Origin of the sequence: Rhodanobacter ginsengisoli (assembly GCF_042657065.1) — a bacterium.
In the GTDB taxonomy this organism is placed as follows: domain Bacteria; phylum Pseudomonadota; class Gammaproteobacteria; order Xanthomonadales; family Rhodanobacteraceae; genus Rhodanobacter; species Rhodanobacter ginsengisoli.
In genome coordinates, this window is the sequence record NZ_JBHSNF010000001.1 from 451,649 (window position 1) to 467,198 (window position 15,550).

General features: G+C 66.9%; 14 protein-coding genes. 6 read left to right on the forward strand and 8 right to left on the reverse strand.

Translation table 11 applies throughout. The features are described from left to right. The first annotated feature begins 88 nt into the window (after positions 1-88). Entirely contained in the window at positions 89-2,380 is a 2,292-nt protein-coding gene (locus ACFPPA_RS01795; RefSeq protein ID WP_377316692.1) for an NADP-dependent malic enzyme, read from the forward strand. 146 nt (positions 2,381-2,526) lie between these two features. Continuing rightward, entirely contained in the window at positions 2,527-5,220 is a 2,694-nt protein-coding gene (gene aceE / locus ACFPPA_RS01800; protein ID WP_377316694.1) for a pyruvate dehydrogenase (acetyl-transferring), homodimeric type, read from the forward strand. 80 nt (positions 5,221-5,300) lie between these two features. Here aceE and ACFPPA_RS01805 read toward each other — a convergent pair whose 3' ends face one another. The 6 genes from ACFPPA_RS01805 to ACFPPA_RS01830 all read right to left on the reverse strand — a co-directional run bounded on the left by ACFPPA_RS01805 (position 5,301) and on the right by ACFPPA_RS01830 (position 11,279). Then, positions 5,301-5,636, reverse strand: a complete 336-nt coding sequence (locus ACFPPA_RS01805; RefSeq protein ID WP_377316696.1) for a hypothetical protein — start codon at positions 5,634-5,636, stop codon at positions 5,301-5,303. A 105-nt stretch (positions 5,637-5,741) separates the two neighbouring features. After that, a complete protein-coding gene (locus ACFPPA_RS01810; RefSeq protein WP_377316698.1) occupies positions 5,742-6,413 on the reverse strand; it encodes a glutathione S-transferase family protein in 672 nt (223 codons plus the stop codon). Continuing rightward, positions 6,410-7,009 carry a hypothetical protein gene (locus ACFPPA_RS01815; RefSeq protein WP_377316700.1) on the reverse strand — a complete coding sequence of 200 codons (600 nt, stop codon included), beginning with the start codon at positions 7,007-7,009 and terminating at the stop codon, positions 6,410-6,412. The genes ACFPPA_RS01810 and ACFPPA_RS01815 overlap by 4 nt, the downstream gene beginning before the upstream one ends. Before the next feature lie 101 nt (positions 7,010-7,110). Then, positions 7,111-8,952: a family 43 glycosylhydrolase gene (locus ACFPPA_RS01820; RefSeq protein ID WP_377316702.1), complete on the reverse strand. Its 1,842-nt coding sequence runs from the start codon at positions 8,950-8,952 to the stop codon at positions 7,111-7,113. A 108-nt stretch (positions 8,953-9,060) separates the two neighbouring features. Further along, positions 9,061-9,978, reverse strand: coding sequence for an arginine deiminase-related protein (locus tag ACFPPA_RS01825; protein WP_377316704.1), 918 nt, complete (start codon positions 9,976-9,978; stop codon positions 9,061-9,063). Between the two features lie 35 nt (positions 9,979-10,013). Continuing rightward, the gene (locus ACFPPA_RS01830; protein ID WP_377316706.1) at positions 10,014-11,279 is read right to left on the reverse strand and encodes an MFS transporter; all 1,266 of its coding nucleotides are present in this window, start codon (positions 11,277-11,279) and stop codon (positions 10,014-10,016) included. 160 nt (positions 11,280-11,439) lie between these two features. Here ACFPPA_RS01830 and ACFPPA_RS01835 point away from each other — a divergent pair, with 160 nt between their 5' ends. The 4 genes from ACFPPA_RS01835 (at position 11,440) to ACFPPA_RS01850 (ending at position 14,079) form a co-directional block, all read left to right on the forward strand. Continuing rightward, the gene (locus tag ACFPPA_RS01835; RefSeq protein WP_377316708.1) at positions 11,440-11,742 is read left to right on the forward strand and encodes a DUF3247 family protein; all 303 of its coding nucleotides are present in this window, start codon (positions 11,440-11,442) and stop codon (positions 11,740-11,742) included. Positions 11,743-11,807: 65 nt separating this feature from the next. Beyond that, positions 11,808-12,674, forward strand: a complete 867-nt coding sequence (locus ACFPPA_RS01840; RefSeq protein WP_377316710.1) for a LytTR family DNA-binding domain-containing protein — start codon at positions 11,808-11,810, stop codon at positions 12,672-12,674. 70 nt (positions 12,675-12,744) lie between these two features. Further along, positions 12,745-13,479 carry a hypothetical protein gene (locus ACFPPA_RS01845; RefSeq protein ID WP_377316712.1) on the forward strand — a complete coding sequence of 245 codons (735 nt, stop codon included), beginning with the start codon at positions 12,745-12,747 and terminating at the stop codon, positions 13,477-13,479. Positions 13,480-13,632: 153 nt separating this feature from the next. Next, entirely contained in the window at positions 13,633-14,079 is a 447-nt protein-coding gene (locus tag ACFPPA_RS01850) for a DUF6491 family protein (RefSeq protein WP_377316714.1), read from the forward strand. 94 nt (positions 14,080-14,173) lie between these two features. Here ACFPPA_RS01850 and ACFPPA_RS01855 read toward each other — a convergent pair whose 3' ends face one another. Beyond that, entirely contained in the window at positions 14,174-14,995 is an 822-nt protein-coding gene (locus ACFPPA_RS01855; protein WP_377316716.1) for a ferritin-like domain-containing protein, read from the reverse strand. A gap of 137 nt (positions 14,996-15,132) precedes the next feature. Next, entirely contained in the window at positions 15,133-15,549 is a 417-nt protein-coding gene (locus tag ACFPPA_RS01860; protein ID WP_377316718.1) for a universal stress protein, read from the reverse strand. Between the last annotated feature and the right edge of the window lies 1 nt (position 15,550).

The window sequence follows — 15,550 nt, forward strand, 5'->3', positions numbered from 1 at the left end:
GCGGCCGACGAAGCCCGCCCGATGCTAATATCGGCATTCGTCATCTGCCCTGGCGGATGGCGTTCCCTCCCCGATGAAAGCGCATCCCATGTCCCTTCCCGAAGAACTTCGCCTTGCCGCGCTGGAGTATCACCGCCATCCGCGGCCGGGCAAGATCAAGGTCACCCCGACCACCTCCCTGCTGACCCAACGCGACCTGTCGCTGGCGTACTCGCCGGGGGTCGCCGCCGCCTGCGACGCGATCGTCGAGGAGCCGGGGTCGGCCGCCGAGTACACCGCCCGCGCCAACCTGGTGGCGGTGATCACCAACGGCACGGCGGTGCTGGGGCTTGGCAACATCGGCCCGCTGGCCGCCAAGCCGGTGATGGAAGGCAAGGGCGTGCTGTTCCAGAAGTTTGCCGGCATCGACGTGTTCGACATCGAGATCAGCGAGAACGACCCGGACAAGCTGGTCGATATCATCGCCTCGATGGAGCCGACCTTCGGCGGCATCAACCTGGAGGACATCAAGGCGCCGGAATGCTTCATCGTCGAACGCAAGCTGCGCGAGCGGATGAAGATCCCGGTGTTCCACGACGACCAGCACGGCACCGCGATCATCGTGGGTGCGGCGATCTTCAATGCGCTGGAAGTGGTCGGCAAGAAGATCGAGGACGTGAAGCTGGCCACCGCCGGCGCCGGTGCGGCGGGTATCGCCTGCCTGGACATGCTGGTGGCGCTGGGGCTGAAACCGGAAAACATCCTCGCCTATGACCGCGAGGGCGTGCTGTACACCGGGCGCGACCATCTGGATCCGGACAAGCAGCGCTACGCGCGCGATACCGACAAGCGCAGCCTGGCCGAGATCGTCGCGGGCGCCGATGTATTCCTGGGCCTCTCCGCCGGCGGCATCCTGAAGCCGGAGATGGTCGCGACGATGGCCGACCGGCCGATCATCCTGGCGCTGGCCAACCCCAATTCCGAGATCATGCCGGAGGATGCCAAGCGGGTCCGCCCGGACTGCATCATCGCCACCGGCCGTTCGGACTACCCGAACCAGGTCAACAACGCGCTGTGTTTTCCGTACATCTTCCGTGGCGCGCTCGACGTCGGCGCCACGGTCATCAACGAGGCGATGAAGCTGGCCTGCGTGCGCGCGATCGCCGCGCTGGCGCGGATGGAGGCTTCCGACCTGGGCGGTGCCTACGGCGGCGAAGTGCCGTGCTTCGGGCCCGAGTACCTGATCCCGCGGCCGTTCGATCCGCGCCTGCTGGTCGTGCTGGCACCGGCCGTGGCCCAGGCGGCGATGGACTCGGGCGTGGCCACCCGACCGATCGCCGACATGGAAGCCTATGTCGAGAAGCTCGGCCAGTTCATCTACCGCACCGGCCTGCTGATGAAGCCGGTGTACGAACGCGCGCGCGCCGACCGCAAGCGCGTCGCCTACGCCGAAGGCGAGGAGGAGGTCGTGCTGCAGGCGGTGCAGACGGTGATCGACGAGCACCTCGCGTTCCCGATCCTGATCGGCCGTCCGGACGTGATCCAGACCCGTATCGAGCGACTGGGTCTGCGCATGCGCGCCGGCGTGGATTTCGAGTTGACCAACATCAACGACGACCCGCGTTTCAACGAGTACTGGCAGCAGTACCACACGATGACCGAGCGCCGCGGGGTCAGCCCGGCGGCAGCGAAGAACCTGCTGCGTTCCCGCCCGACCCTGATTGCCGCGCTGATGGTCGAGCGTGGCGAGGCGGACGCGATGATCTGCGGTCTGGTCGGTCGTTATCACAAGAAACTGGGTTACCTGCGCAGCGTGTTCAACCTCGATCCGGGCGTGCAGTGCACCTCGGCGATGAGCGGGGTGATCAACGACAAGGGCGCATGGTTCTTCCTCGACACCCATGTGCAGTGCGACCCCACCGCCGAGCAGATCGCCGAGGCCACGTTGCAGGCCACCTATCGCCTCAAGCGGTTCGGCGTGGAGCCGAAGGTGGCGCTGCTGTCGCATTCCAACTACGGCAGCCACGACAACCCCAGCGCCGCGAAAATGCGCAAGGTGTGGCAGATCCTGAAGGCGCGCGCACCGAAGCTGGAGATGGACGGCGAGATGCAGGCCGATACCGCGTGGGACGAGGTGCTGCGCCAGCGCATGTTTCCGCACACCACGCTCAGCGGCCGCGCCAACCTGTTCGTGATGCCGAACCTGGATGCGGCCAATATCGCCTACAACATGGTGCGGGTGATGACCGACGGCGTGGCGATCGGTCCGATCCTGATGGGGCTGGACAAGTCCGCGCATATCCTGACCCCGGCCTCGACCGCGCGCCGCGTGGTCAACATGACGGCGGTGGCCGCGGTCGATGCGCAGATTCGTGCGGCCCAGAGCGAGCGGCGCGGCTGACGGGCCGTCATGCCGTCCATGCGCTCACGTACGGACGGCTATTTGGCGACCACCGGGACAGGCCGCTAAACTCAACTGTTGCCGCGCCACATCCCCGGCGGCGCGAACCCCTTGCAGGCACGTCCCACCGTGCCGTGGAGAACTTCATGGATCAGCTCGACGATATCCTCAACCAGGACATCGACCCCACCGAAACCCGTGAGTGGGTCGACTCGCTCGATGCAGTGATCCAGCACGACGGTACCGAGCGCGCGCACTTCCTGCTGGAGCGCATGGTCGATACCACGCGCCGCTCGGGTGGCTACCTGCCGTTCGATCCGACCACCGAATACGTCAACACCATCGCCCCCGCCCAGGAGGCCAAGTGCCCCGGCGATGCGGCGATGGAATGGCGCATCCGCTCGCTGATCCGCTGGAACGCGATGGCGATGGTGGTGCGGGCCAACCGCAAACCGGGCGAACTGGGCGGGCATATCGCCAGTTTCGCCTCGTCGGCGACGTTGTACGACGTGGGCTTCAATCATTTCTGGCGGGCGCCGTCCGCCGATCACCCGGGCGACCTGGTATTCCACCAGGGCCACTCCAGCCCGGGCATCTATGCGCGCTCGTTCCTCGAAGGCCGGCTGGCCGAGGATCAGCTCGACCTGTTCCGCATGGAGGTGGTCGGCAAGGGCCGCGCGCTGTCGTCGTACCCGCATCCGTGGCTGATGCCGGATTACTGGCAGGTGCCGACGGTCTCGATGGGCCTGGGTCCGATCCAGGCGATCTACCAGGCGCAGTTCTTCAAATACCTCGAGCATCGTGGACTGATTCCCAAGAGCGACCGCAAGGTGTGGTGTTTCCTCGGCGACGGCGAGACCGACGAGCCGGAGTCGCTGGGCGCGATCTCGCTGGCCGGCCGCGAAGGTCTGGACAACCTGATCTTCGTGATCAACTGCAACCTGCAGCGGCTGGACGGTCCGGTGCGCGGCAACGGCAAGATCATCCAGGAACTGGAAGGCGAGTTCCGCGGCGCCGGCTGGAACGCGATCAAGCTGGTCTGGGGCAGCTACTGGGACCCGCTCCTGGCGCGCGACCACAAGGGCGTGCTGCGCAAGCTGATGATGGAAACCGTCGACGGCGAGTACCAGGCCTGCAAGGCGTTCGGCGGGGCCTACACGCGTGAGCATTTCTTCGGCAAGTATCCGGAGACGCGCGAGATGGTGGCGAACCTCAGCGACGACGACATCTGGCGGCTGAACCGCGGCGGCCATGATCCACACAAGGTCTACGCGGCATATCACGCGGCATCCAACACCAAGGGCATGCCGACGGTGATCCTGGCCAAGACGGTCAAGGGTTACGGCATGGGCGCGGCCGGCGAGTCGCAGAACCCGACCCATCAGCAGAAGAAGCTGGACGAGGATTCGGTGCGCCACTTCCGCGACCGCTTCCAGATCCCGATCCCCGACGACAAGCTGAAGGACGTGCCGTACTACCACCCGGGCCAGGACTCGCCGGAAGTGCAGTACATGCTGGAGCGCCGCAAGGCGCTCGGCGGTGCCTTGCCGCAGCGCCGACGCAAGGCCGAGGCGAAGCTGAAGGCACCGGAGCTTTCGGCGTTCGAGCAGATCACCAAGGGCACCGGCGAGCGCGAGATCTCCACCACCATGGCACTGGTGCGCGGCATCAACCTGCTGCTGCGCGACAAGCAACTGGGCGAGCGCGTGGTGCCGATCGTGGCCGACGAGGCGCGTACCTTCGGCATGGAAGGCATGTTCCGCCAGATCGGCATCTATGCGCCGTTCGGGCAGAAATACCGACCGCAGGACTCCGACCAGCTGCTGTATTACCGCGAGGACCAGAAGGGCCAGGTACTGCAGCAGGGCATCAGCGAGGCCGGCGGCATGGCGTCGTGGATGGCCGCCGCGAGCAGCTATTCGACCAGCAACCAGGCGATGCTGCCGTTCTTCATCTATTACTCGATGTTCGGTTTCCAGCGCATCGGCGACCTGGCCTGGGCCGCCGGCGACATGCGTTCGCGCGGCTTCCTGATCGGCGGTACCGCGGGTCGCACCACGCTGAATGGCGAAGGCCTGCAGCACGAGGACGGCCAGTCGCACCTGATGTCCGGCGTGATCCCCAACGTGAAGTCGTATGACCCCACGTTCTCGTACGAGGTGGCGGTGATCCTGCAGGACGGCACGCGCCGGATGATGCAGGAGCAGGAGGACATCTACTACTACATCACCGTGATGAACGAGAACTACAGCCACCCCGACCTGCCCGGCGGCAGCGAGGAAGGCATCATCAAGGGCATGTACCTGTTCAAGGACGGCGGCAAGCCGAAGAAGGGCGAGCCGCGCGTGCAACTGCTGGGCTCGGGCACGATCCTGCGCGAGGCGATCGCGGCGGCCGAGCTGCTGGAGAAGGATTTCGGCGTGAAGTCGGATATCTGGTCCTGCCCCAGCTTCATCGAGCTTCGTCGCGACGGCTTCGATGCCGAACGCTGGAACCGGCTGCACCCGGAGGCGGAGCCGCGGGTGCCGTACGTCACCGCCCTGCTGGAGGGGCGCCAGGGTCCGGCGATCGCCGCCACCGACTATGTGCGTGAGTTCGCCGACCAGATCCGCGCATTCATGCCCGATGGCATGCGCTACACCGTGCTGGGCACCGACGGCTTCGGGCGTTCGGACACACGCGCGCACCTGCGCGAGTTCTTCGAGGTGGATCGCTACTGGATCGCGCACGCCGCGCTGGCGGCGCTGGCGAAGGATGGCAAGGTCAATGCCAAGGACGTCAGCCGGGCGATCAAGGAATACAAGCTCGACCAGGACAAGCCGAATCCGCTGACCGTCTGAGCAACGGGACCGCGCATGAAAAAACCCGCCACTCGGCGGGTTTTTTCATGCGCGGCGGGCTCACCCGCGACCGCGCCGATTCAATCCTCGTCGTCGCTGCGGAACGCACGGCGCAGCAGCAGGAACGCGCCGATCGTACCGGCCACGATCGCCACCGTGGCGGCCGGATGACGGTTCACCTGCCGGCGCAGGCGCCGATACTGATAGTTGGCCTCGTCGGCCAGGTCCTCGGCCGCGTGCGACAGCTGCTGGCCGTACGGCTTGCCGCGCTTGCCGAAGCGCTCGTTGATGCGGCGGCGGCCACGTTCGAGCAGGCTCTGCGCGCTGCTGCTGGCACCGTCGGCGTAATGGCGTACACGCTCACCGGCCTGTTCGGCGGTGTCGCGGATCTGACGCTCGATATCACGATTGCGCATGAGGGTTCTCCTTGGCATCTGGTCCCACAGGCTGCCAGCGTCGCCGTGACCGAAGCGTAAACAGCGGCCTGTGCCGGTCACCTCCGTTCAGCCGGCGGGAGGTGTTCAGCCGCCGAGCCGGTACTCGCCGCCGCGTTCCAGCGCCCTTTGATACGCCGGCCGGGCATGGATACGCTGCAGGAACGCCGCCAGCCGCGGATAGTCGCCGCCCAGGCCGCCGCGGGCCACGAATGCCTCCAGCGGAAAGCTGAGCTGGATGTCGGCGGCGCTGAAGGCATCGCCGACAAACCAGTCGCCGCTGCCCAGCTCGCCTTCCAGATAGTCCAGGTGCAGCTTCAGCTGGGGGTCGATGAAACTGCGCTCGACCTTGTCCGCGATGCTGCGGGCGACCGGTCTGACGAAGAACGGCGCGGGCGCCGTCCTGACCCGGCGGAACACCAGTTTCAGCAGCAGCGGCGGCATGGCCGAACCCTCGGCGTAATGCAGCCAGTAGGTGCAGCGCAGTCGTTCGGGCGTGCCGGCGGGCGGCAGCAGGCGGGCCTCGCCGTAACGCCCGGCGAGGTATTCGATGATCGCGCCGGACTCGGCCACGGTCAGTTCGCCATCGGTGATCACCGGCGACTTGCCCAGCGGATGGATCGCGCGCAGCTCCGGCGGCGCCAGCATGGTCCTCGGATCGCGCTGGTAGCGCCTGATCTCGTACGGCACGCCCAGTTCCTCGAGCAGCCACAGGACGCGCTGCGAACGCGAGTTGTTCAGATGGTGGAGGGTGATCATTCGGGAGCACCGGAAACGGTGGACGGTGTGCGGGCGGGATGGAATTCGCGCCGGATCGGCGCGCTGCGCAGCCGCTTGATGATCCAGCCGAACAGCACGCTGAAACCGATCGCCATGATCGCGCCGAAGACCTGCATCGCCAGCATGAACCCATGCATGCCACTGGCGAATTGGGCTGGCGCGTTGGCCGGCAAGGCCATGACCCGTTGCATCGATCCCATGAACCACCACTGGAAGACCAGGCCGAACAACTGGTAGGCGATGGCAAAAGCCATCAGGCCGATGAACAGGCGGCGAGCCCATTCGCGCCGACGCAACAGCCCGATGGCGGCGGTCAGGGTGATGATGGACAGCAGCAGGAATCCGCGGAAGAACCAGACCATGTGGGCCAGCATCCAGCCCGTCGGCGCCGGCATGTCCGGCGGCAAGGGCTGGGTAGCGAGTGGCTGTTGCATGGTGGGCAGAAATACCAGCTGGAGCATCAGGTTCTGCAGCAGCCCGATCAGCGTGGTGAAACCGGCGAGGCAGATGAAGATCCATCCCAGCACGTTGATGAAACTGGAGCGGGCGACGGGCATGGCTGGCGGCACGGACATCGGGGCAGCTCTCCATTGAAGAGCTGCCAGCATGGGGGATCGGGCGCCGACCGGCAACGACACCGTGCGCACGTTTCCCGACGGGTTGCATGAGGCGCTGACTATGGATCGAGCGTGGCCGTCCGCGAGAGCACCGATACACCGGCTTCGTCGAAGGCTTCGACCGCCACCACGTAGCGCACGCCCTTGTTGAGGGCACGCAGCCGGAGCTGCGTCGGCTGGTCGGCGAAGCGCTGCCAGGTTTCGTGCAGGCGATCTGCGGCGAGTCCCCAGCGCACGTTGTAGCCGACGGCACCCGGCACCGGCTTCCAGACGATGTCGGCATTGCGCGTATCGGCATCACGGGTGGCGGAAACCAGTTCGGGCGCCGGAGGCGGGTCGCCGTCCGCGTTGCCGAAGACACGCAGGTCGGAAATCGCCAGGTGCCTTGCGCCGACGTGCACATGCACATAGCGCACATAGCGAATGCGGGCGGGCCGGTCCAGTTCCACGTAGGCGTTGGGGCGATCGCGCTGCTCGTGCGAAAGGTCGGCGAGCGTGCTCCAGTGCGAGCCGTCGCTGGAGCCTTCCAGCTTGAACCGCGTGATGATGTCCGGTGCGTCGCCGTAGCGGCCGGCCTTGTAGTCGGTGTAGTTCACCTGCACGGCGCGCACGGTGCGCTCGCCGCCCAGATCGACGGTCAGCGTCTGCCCCGGCGCGCTCGACGCGGCGACCCAGTAAGTGCGAGGGTTTTCGTCGGTGACCTCGGCCGGGCCGTGACCGGGCAACTGCGACGAGGCGCTGGCCTGCTTGTGCCAGGACAGCAGCATCCAGCCGGTGAAGGTGCTCTCGCCGGGTTTGAGCTTGTGCTCGGGCATGCGCTGGGGGAAGTCGCCGAAGCGGGTGTCGACCCACATCTGGCCGTCCGCATGGAAGCCGGCCGGGAACAGGTCGATGCGCCGCTCGAACTTCCAGTTCACCCCGACCCACATGGTGCCGGTGTTCCAGCTGTTGCCGTAGGCGTCCTCGAAGGTGGAGCCATGGCCGGCACCGACCACGAAACCGCCGGGCTTGTAGCCGATCGGGTTGTACGGCGCGTAATGGAACGGGCCGAGCGGCTTGTCGCTGGTGTAGACGCCGGTGGCGTAGACGTTGTACTCGGTGCCCGGCGCGGCGTACTGCAGGTAGTAGCGGTTGCCGTGCCGGTTCATCCAGGCGCCCTCGACGTATGGCGCGACGGTGTTGTCGGTATGGTCCTGGCCGAAGCGCTCCCAGCCGTGCTCCTCCGGATGCAGGCGCAGCAGGGCCTGCGGCTTGCTGACGAACGAGACGCGCTTGCCTTCGCCTTCGCTGGCGTGGTCAAGCGCCAGGTCGATCTGCGCGCCGTACAGCGGAAAGATGTTGGAGGAGTCCCAGTACAGGTAGGTCTTGCCGTCCTCGTCGCGGAACAGGCCCGGATCCCACGGCCCGGGCGGCAGGTCACCGGGCTTCATCTCGCTCTCGTGACCGACCCAGGTGGCGCCGGGTACCGGCGGCAGCATGCGGGTCCAGAACTTCCAGTGGCCGTGGGCGGGGTCGGTGGAATACAGCAGTGGCACCGGCTGCATCGCCGACTGCATCAGGAACAATTTGCCGTCGGCCACCAGGGTGGCCGGTGCGACCGGGCCGTCGAACGGCCAGCGATCCGGTTTCACGAACTGCCAGTGCAGCAGGTCGGTCGAGCGCCAGTAACCATCGGCCAGCGTCTGGAACAGGTACCAGGCATCGCCGAAGCGCACGATCGCCGGGTCGGCACCGGTGCGGTACGAGACGCCGTCGTTCATCTGCTCGTAGTTGTAGCGGTAGTCGATATCGACCGGGTTTGCCCAGGTGCGTCCATGGGCGCCGGCCGCGGCGGCCGGGGCAGCCACGACACCCTGACCGAGCAGTGCGATGACGGCGAGCGGCAACCGCCAGGACCGCATCGGCGGTCCGGGGGGAATGCGTGGAGGGCGACCTGACTGCGGCATCGGGCGAGCATGCAACGGCGATTCGCCGGGTGCAAGGTCGATGGCGGCGGCTGCGATTCGAACTCAGTAGATCTCGCCGACACAGCAGCGCAGGCTGCCGCCGGCCTTCTCGATCTCGTCCAGTTCCACCGCGCCGATCGCAAAATCGTAATCGGCCAGTGTCTCGCGCTGCTCGGTGGTGAGTGCGGCGGCGGCGCCGACACTCATCCATACGCTGCGGTCGGACAGGCTGATGGCATTGGCGGCGAACGCCCGTTTCTGGGCGGGCGTCAACCAGATCGCGCGGTTGCCGTAGGCCTGCGCGATCGCGGCGGCGACCGCGGGATCACGAAAGCCGTCGACCGCGATGATCGCCGCGCGACTGGCCAGCAGGGCCAGCACCACGTTGGTGTGGTATTCCGAGTCGGCCAGTTCGAAGCAGAACGTGAGGCGCAGCCCGAATGCCTGGTGCATCGCGCGTGCGCCGGCCATGTCGCAACGCTCGCTGAGGCCGCAATAGCCGACGCCCCGCACGCGGTCGATGATCAGCGAACCGGTCAGCTCGGCGACCAGGTCGGTGCAAGCGGACAGGTCGATCTCGTCGTAGCCCAGCAGGTCGCCGAAGAACGCACGGATGTCGGTGCGTTCGGCCTCGCGCTGGCGCACCGCATGCCGCATGCGGCCGATGATCAGCCGCCCCGGTGCGGTGGCGAACACGTTGTTGGGGAAAATGGCATCCGGCGTGGCCGGATCGCCGGGAAACGTGATGATCGGGCAGTCGGCCCGCAAGGCCTGCGCCAGGGCGCCGTGCTGCGCCAGCGCCTTCAGCGGGTCGACCGCGAGGCTGGTGTCCATGTAGCGGTTGTCCCGTGCCGACTCGGCCGCCAGGGCGAACTCGGCCGGCGCCACCAGAAACGCCGCGCGCGCCGTCGCCGCGGCAGCGGGATGTGGCGCCAGTGCGACATAGGCCTCTAGAAACTCGCTTGGCGACTGGGTGATCACGGCAGGACTCCGCATGCTGTGAAGAGGTGTGCAGCCTAGAGAATATCCGGTACCGGCTCGCCCGGGCCACTGGCCTCGACATGCAACTGCTGGCGCCGCCGCAGGCCGGGAAACATCGCCATCCACAGGCCCACCACCAGCAGCGTGCCGACACCGCCGATCACGGTGGCGCCGACTGCGCCCAGCCACGCGGCCAGCATGCCGGACTCGAATTCGCCGAGCTGGTTGGAGGTGTTGATGAAGATCGCGTTGACCGCGCTGACCCGGCCGCGCATGTCGTCCGGCGTATCCAGCTGCACCAGCGCGCCGCGGATCACCATGCTGACCATGTCGAACGCGCCCAGTGCGAACAGTGCGGCCAGCGACAGCCACAACGTGGTCGACAGCGCGAAGACCAGCGTGGCCACGCCGAAGCCCGCCACCGACGCGAACATGATCGGGCCCACCCGCCGCTGCATGTTGTGCCGCGCCAGCCACAGCGACATCAGCAGCGCACCCACGGCCGGCGCCGCGCGCAGCAGGCCCAGGCCCCACGGCCCGGTGTGCAGGATGTCCCGGGCGAAGATCGGCAGCAGCGCAGTGGCACCGCCCAGCAGCACGGCGAACAGGTCCAGCGAGATCACCCCCAGCACGTCCGGTCGGTGCCGGATGAAATGCACGCCGGCGAACACGGTCTTCAGCGTGGCCGGCTCGCGTCGTGGCGGCGCCTGTTCATGGCGCAGCCGGCTCAGCAGGATCACCGAGACCAGATACAGCGCGGCGGCCACCGCATAGACCACGCCCGGCCCGGCGACATACAGCAAGCCGCCCAGCGCCGGGCCCATGATCATGGCGGCCTGTCCGGCCGAGGCGTTCACCGCCATCGCCCGCGGCAGGATCTGCGCCGGCACCAGCGCGGGCAGCATCGACTGCAGCGCGGGAAACTCGAACGCCTTGGCCACGCCGATCGCGAACACCAGCGCCAGGATGCCGACTTCATGGATGCCGTGGCGCAGGCTCAGGCCCGCCAGCAGGGCAATCGCGATCCATTCGACGATCTGCCCGAACAGCACGATGCGGCGCCGCTCGAACTGGTCGGCCACGTGGCCGGCCGGCAAGGCCAGCAGCAGCGAGGGGATGAACTGGACCAGTCCGATCAGGCCCAGATCGAGCGCGCGGCCGGTGATCGAATAGATCTGCCAGCCCACCGCGACCGACAGCATCTGGAAGCCGAAGCTGGAGGCGATCCGGGCCAGCCAGAATGCGACAAACGCGCGGTGTTGCAGCAGCGAATCCGCCGGGGGCGTGGTGGGCGATGGCATCGGGTGTCCTTGCGGGGAGGCCATTATCGAACCGGCGCCGCATCCGGCAAAGTGCCGTGGGCCGCGGGCGACCGTTTAGCTGGCAGACAGGCGAATTGACATGTTCTTGCCATCTTCCGGCCAAGGGTCACCAGGCACCGTTCCGTTGAGGGCGAAGCTCATGGGCAGACAGGCGCAGCGCGTATACACCGACGAAGCCAGCATCCGGCAACTCGAGTTGCTGGTCGACGAATTGCCGGCCCAGGGCCACGTGGTGCTGCTGATGAAGGACGGCAGCAGTTGCGATGGCGTGGTCAGCGCGCGACCGACCGTGCAGGTGTTCCGTGATGCCGACGAGCACGAAGGCATCAATGCCGTGGTGCAGCTGCAGCGCCCCGACGTGCCGGAGTGGCGTCGCCGGATATGGCTGGACCAGGTCCTGCGGGTCGAACATCTGGATTCGGGCATGGCCGGCGAAAGCTGAGCCCGCGCGAGCCCGTGGGGGTGGGGCGTCGGGCGATCGGCGGTGCAGGCCGTAGAATCCCCGGCATGACGAATCCTGCCGCTTTCGATTACCGCGACTTCCAGCGCTGGCAACGACCGGTCGAAATCGGCTTCTGGCTGCTGTTGCTCACGCTGAACGCCACATTCAACAGCGTCACCTCGACGATCGATCATGCCGGGGTTCCGGCGTGGCAGCCGTGGTCGTGGGAGTGGAGCAGCGCACTGGCGCTGCTGGCCCTGCTGCCGGCCGCGATCGCCGCCGAGCGGCGCTGGCCGATCCGTTTCGATACGTGGTCGCGCAGCCTGCCATGGCACCTGCTGGCCAGCGTGCCGTTCAGCCTGCTCCACGTGGGCGGCATGATCGCGTTGCGCAAACTGGCCTATGCCGTGGCGGGACTGCACTACGATTTCGGCCCGTGGTGGATCAATGCCGGCTACGAGTACCTCAAGGACGTACGGACCTATTTCTCGATCATCACCGTCCTGACCCTGTACCGGTTATGGCTGCTGCGGCTGCAGGGCGAGGCGCGCCTGCTGGCCGCGCCGGATGAAGGCGCGCCGGCCGAGCCGCTGGAGCGCCCCGAACGATTCCTGGTACGCAAGCTGGGTCGCGAATTCCTGCTCAACGCGCGCGAGATCGAGTGGCTGCAGGCCTCGGGCAACTACGTGAACCTGCATCTGCACGGCCGTGACTATCCCTTGCGCGCCACCATGGCGGGCATCGAGGGGCGGCTGGATCCGGCGCGCTTCGTGCGGGTGCATCGCAGCTACTTCGTCAACCTCGATTGCCTCGCCGCGATCGAACCGCTGGAGACCGGCGACGCCCGCCTGCAATTGCGCGACGGCGCCAGCATTCCGTGCAGCCGGCGCTACCGGGCGGCCTTGCGCGAGCGCTTCGGGTCGGTGGACTGAGCCGCGCCGGTTGCGCCATGCGGGTCGCTCGTTCCAAGCTACAGCCCCGTTTCCGATCGGTGTGCCACTGATGAATTCCGCTATCCATCGTTACTACGCGACCGCGCTGTGCGCGGGCCTGTTGCTGGCCGGCTGTTCGCAACAGGCGAGCGCGCCCGCGCCGACGCCCGCGCAGCAGCAGGCACAAGCCGACGCGGCCGCGGCAGCGCGCAACCTGGACACCTATCGGCAACTGCTGCGCATCGGCAACGACGAGATGGTGGTGACGATGGGCAAGGACATCGTCAGCCGCTTCCCGAACAGTGCTGCGGCGAAGGAAGTACAGAAGACCCTGCCGGCGATCGAAAAGCGCTACACCGAGAACCACGAGAAGAACCGCCTGGCGGCCCTGTGGGTCTACCAGGTGGCGCCGATGGCCGGCGGCACGCAGTCCACTGCCGCCATCTACAACAGCGAGCCGTCCGGCGGCGAGCGGGTGCAGCTGGTGCTGCGTCGGCATACCAGCTGGGGCCAGAGCGTGTTCCTGTACGGCAGCAAGCCCGGGTTTGTCTGCCGCGGCAACTGCACCGTTGTCGCCACGGCCGACGGCAAGCCGGTGCGGATCAAGGCGTTTGCGCCCTCCACCGGCGAGCCTGCGTTGATGATCCGCGACGACAAGGCCTTCCTCGCCCTGTTGCAGAAGAGTGCGAAGCTCAGCATGCAGGTAACGCTGGCCGACGGCGAGAAGAAGGAAACCCTGGTTTACGAGGTGGCGGGTTTCGATCCGGCCAAATGGCAGCCCCTGGGCAAGGGCGGCAGGAAGTAGCGTCGGGAGCGCGCTTGCTCCGCCGAGAAACGGTGGTGCTGGCTGTCCGTCGTGTTTTTCGGGAAACGGGTTTGCGCCGGCCCGGCCGGCGGCGATGAACTTCGCGGGCGCGGCGTGGTATCTAGTCATGGGTTCCCCAAGCAGGATCAGGTCATGTCGAGAATATTCGTGCTGGGTCTCCTGGCGGCCAGCCTCGGGCTTGCTGCCTGCTCCAGCGTGCCGTATTCGCAGCGGCTCGCCGAGCGCCAGGCCGCCTACGCGGCAGCGGCCGGTGCGCCGGTGCACAGCTTCCGTTTCTATCATTCGCTGTGGTCGTGGGAGCCGCTGGGCCGGGATCAGCTGGTGGTCTACACCCGGCCGCAGCAGGCGTTCCTGCTCGATGCCGGCGGCTGCCTCGATCTGGACTACACCAACGCGATCGGGCTGACCTCGAACCTGGGCGAGGTCAGCGTCGGCTTCGACAAGGTGCTGACTGGGCGACGCAATCTTCCCTGCACGATCACGCAGATCCGCCCGATCGACGTGAAGCGCCTGAAGGCCACCCAGGCGCAGCAGCGCAAGATCGAAACGGAGCCGCGTTCCGCCGCCGGCGCGCAGTGAACTGCCGGCGCCGACCGCGGTAGCGGGCCGCGGCCATGGTGCCCACGAAGGCGGCCGGAACAGCTTCCGGCCCCACCGGTCTGCGATCGGGGCGTCAGTGCAGGAACAGCTTCGCGGTAATCCGGGCCAGTGGCCTTTCCAGCGCGGCTTGCAGTCCCGCCGGCAGGTCCAGTGGCTTGAGCAGCATCTTCACCGTCATGGCCGCCGGCATGTGCCGGCGCAGCAGGCCCTGCGTCCGGTCGCTGATGCGGCGGAACTCCTGCTCGTTGCCCAGGTGCTGTGGATAGCACTGGTTGAACACTTGGCGCAGTGCGATGTCGCTGTCCTCGCCCTTGACCTCGTTGACCCGCCGCAGGATCGCGCGAAAGACCTTGTAGCGACCGAAGCCCTCGCGTTCCCGATACTGCCGGAAGTGCTGGTAGAAGTGCTTGTAGTGGCGTACTTCGTCGCCCTTGATATGGTTGGTCAGCTGCTTCAGCACGGGTTCGTCGGTGATCTCGTGCAGGGCGCGATAGAGGCTGGCCGTGCCGGTTTCCACCACGCAGCGTGCGGCCAGCTCCAGCCCGCGATTGGCCTCGAGCTGTCCGGTGGTGCAGACCGCGCCGTATGCATTCCAGAACGCCTGGAAGCCCTTGTTCCAGTCGAACTCCGGCCAGACCTTGCCGACGTAGGCGGCCAGTGCGCGGCCATGCTGCAGTTCCTCGTGTTCCCAGTGCTGGCTGAGCCAGGTCTGCAGCTCCTGGTCGCCGGCGAAATGATCGATCAGGTTGCGCGCATACAGGTCGGAACCACTCTCGACGAAAGACGCGCTGCACAGCAGGAAGAACAGATCCTCGTTGTGACGCACGCGTGCGATGTCGATCCGGTCGAAGTCCAGACTGTCCAGCGTCCAGGGTAGGTCGGTGCCATGACTCAAGCGAATTTCCCGTGCGGCAAGGCAGCCGACAAGGCTGCTGCGAGGTCACTCACGTGACCGGAAGATGGCACAGGATAAGGCCTTGGCCGGGCCACGGATTAACGCCAACCGACTTGCCGTTCAGGGTGGCGCCGTTTTCAGCGAACCACCGTCACCGGAACGTGGGCGCGCGCAAGCACGTTGCCGGACACCGAGCCGAGCAGCCAGCGTGCCAGCGCACCCCGTTCGGTATGGCCGATCGCGATGTGATCGATGCCGTGTTGTTCGACCTGGCTCAGCAGCACGTCGCCGGGGCTGCCATGGGTCAATTCGACATCGACCAGGCTGGCTGCGTCCGGCACGATCGCGGTCAGTTCGGCCAGCAGCTCCTGCGCCCGCCGGGTGCCGGAGTCCGCCATCATCAGGGCGCAAACGTCGGCGCCGCCCTCGGTGACCTGCAGCACCGACACCACGCGGACCCGGCCGCCGCCGCAGCGGGCCAGATCGATCGCGAACTGGAATGCTCGGCGGGAAGCATCCGAGCCGTCATATCCCACGAGTGAGTACTTGACCATG

What these genes read in the sequence shown, in the direction of transcription:
- ACFPPA_RS01795 (WP_377316692.1), top strand. Translation starts at nt 89, where the DNA reads ATGTCCCTTCCCGAAGAACTTCGCCTTGCCGCGCTGGAGTATCACCGC.
- aceE (WP_377316694.1), top strand. Translation starts at nt 2,527, where the DNA reads ATGGATCAGCTCGACGATATCCTCAACCAGGACATCGACCCCACCGAA.
- ACFPPA_RS01805 (WP_377316696.1), bottom strand. Translation starts at nt 5,636, where the DNA reads ATGCGCAATCGTGATATCGAGCGTCAGATCCGCGACACCGCCGAACAG.
- ACFPPA_RS01810 (WP_377316698.1), bottom strand. Translation starts at nt 6,413, where the DNA reads ATGATCACCCTCCACCATCTGAACAACTCGCGTTCGCAGCGCGTCCTG.
- ACFPPA_RS01815 (WP_377316700.1), bottom strand. Translation starts at nt 7,009, where the DNA reads ATGTCCGTGCCGCCAGCCATGCCCGTCGCCCGCTCCAGTTTCATCAAC.
- ACFPPA_RS01820 (WP_377316702.1), bottom strand. Translation starts at nt 8,952, where the DNA reads ATGCGGTCCTGGCGGTTGCCGCTCGCCGTCATCGCACTGCTCGGTCAG.
- ACFPPA_RS01830 (WP_377316706.1), bottom strand. Translation starts at nt 11,279, where the DNA reads ATGCCATCGCCCACCACGCCCCCGGCGGATTCGCTGCTGCAACACCGC.
- ACFPPA_RS01835 (WP_377316708.1), top strand. Translation starts at nt 11,440, where the DNA reads ATGGGCAGACAGGCGCAGCGCGTATACACCGACGAAGCCAGCATCCGG.
- ACFPPA_RS01840 (WP_377316710.1), top strand. Translation starts at nt 11,808, where the DNA reads ATGACGAATCCTGCCGCTTTCGATTACCGCGACTTCCAGCGCTGGCAA.
- ACFPPA_RS01845 (WP_377316712.1), top strand. Translation starts at nt 12,745, where the DNA reads ATGAATTCCGCTATCCATCGTTACTACGCGACCGCGCTGTGCGCGGGC.
- ACFPPA_RS01850 (WP_377316714.1), top strand. Translation starts at nt 13,633, where the DNA reads ATGTCGAGAATATTCGTGCTGGGTCTCCTGGCGGCCAGCCTCGGGCTT.
- ACFPPA_RS01860 (WP_377316718.1), bottom strand. Translation starts at nt 15,549, where the DNA reads ATGGTCAAGTACTCACTCGTGGGATATGACGGCTCGGATGCTTCCCGC.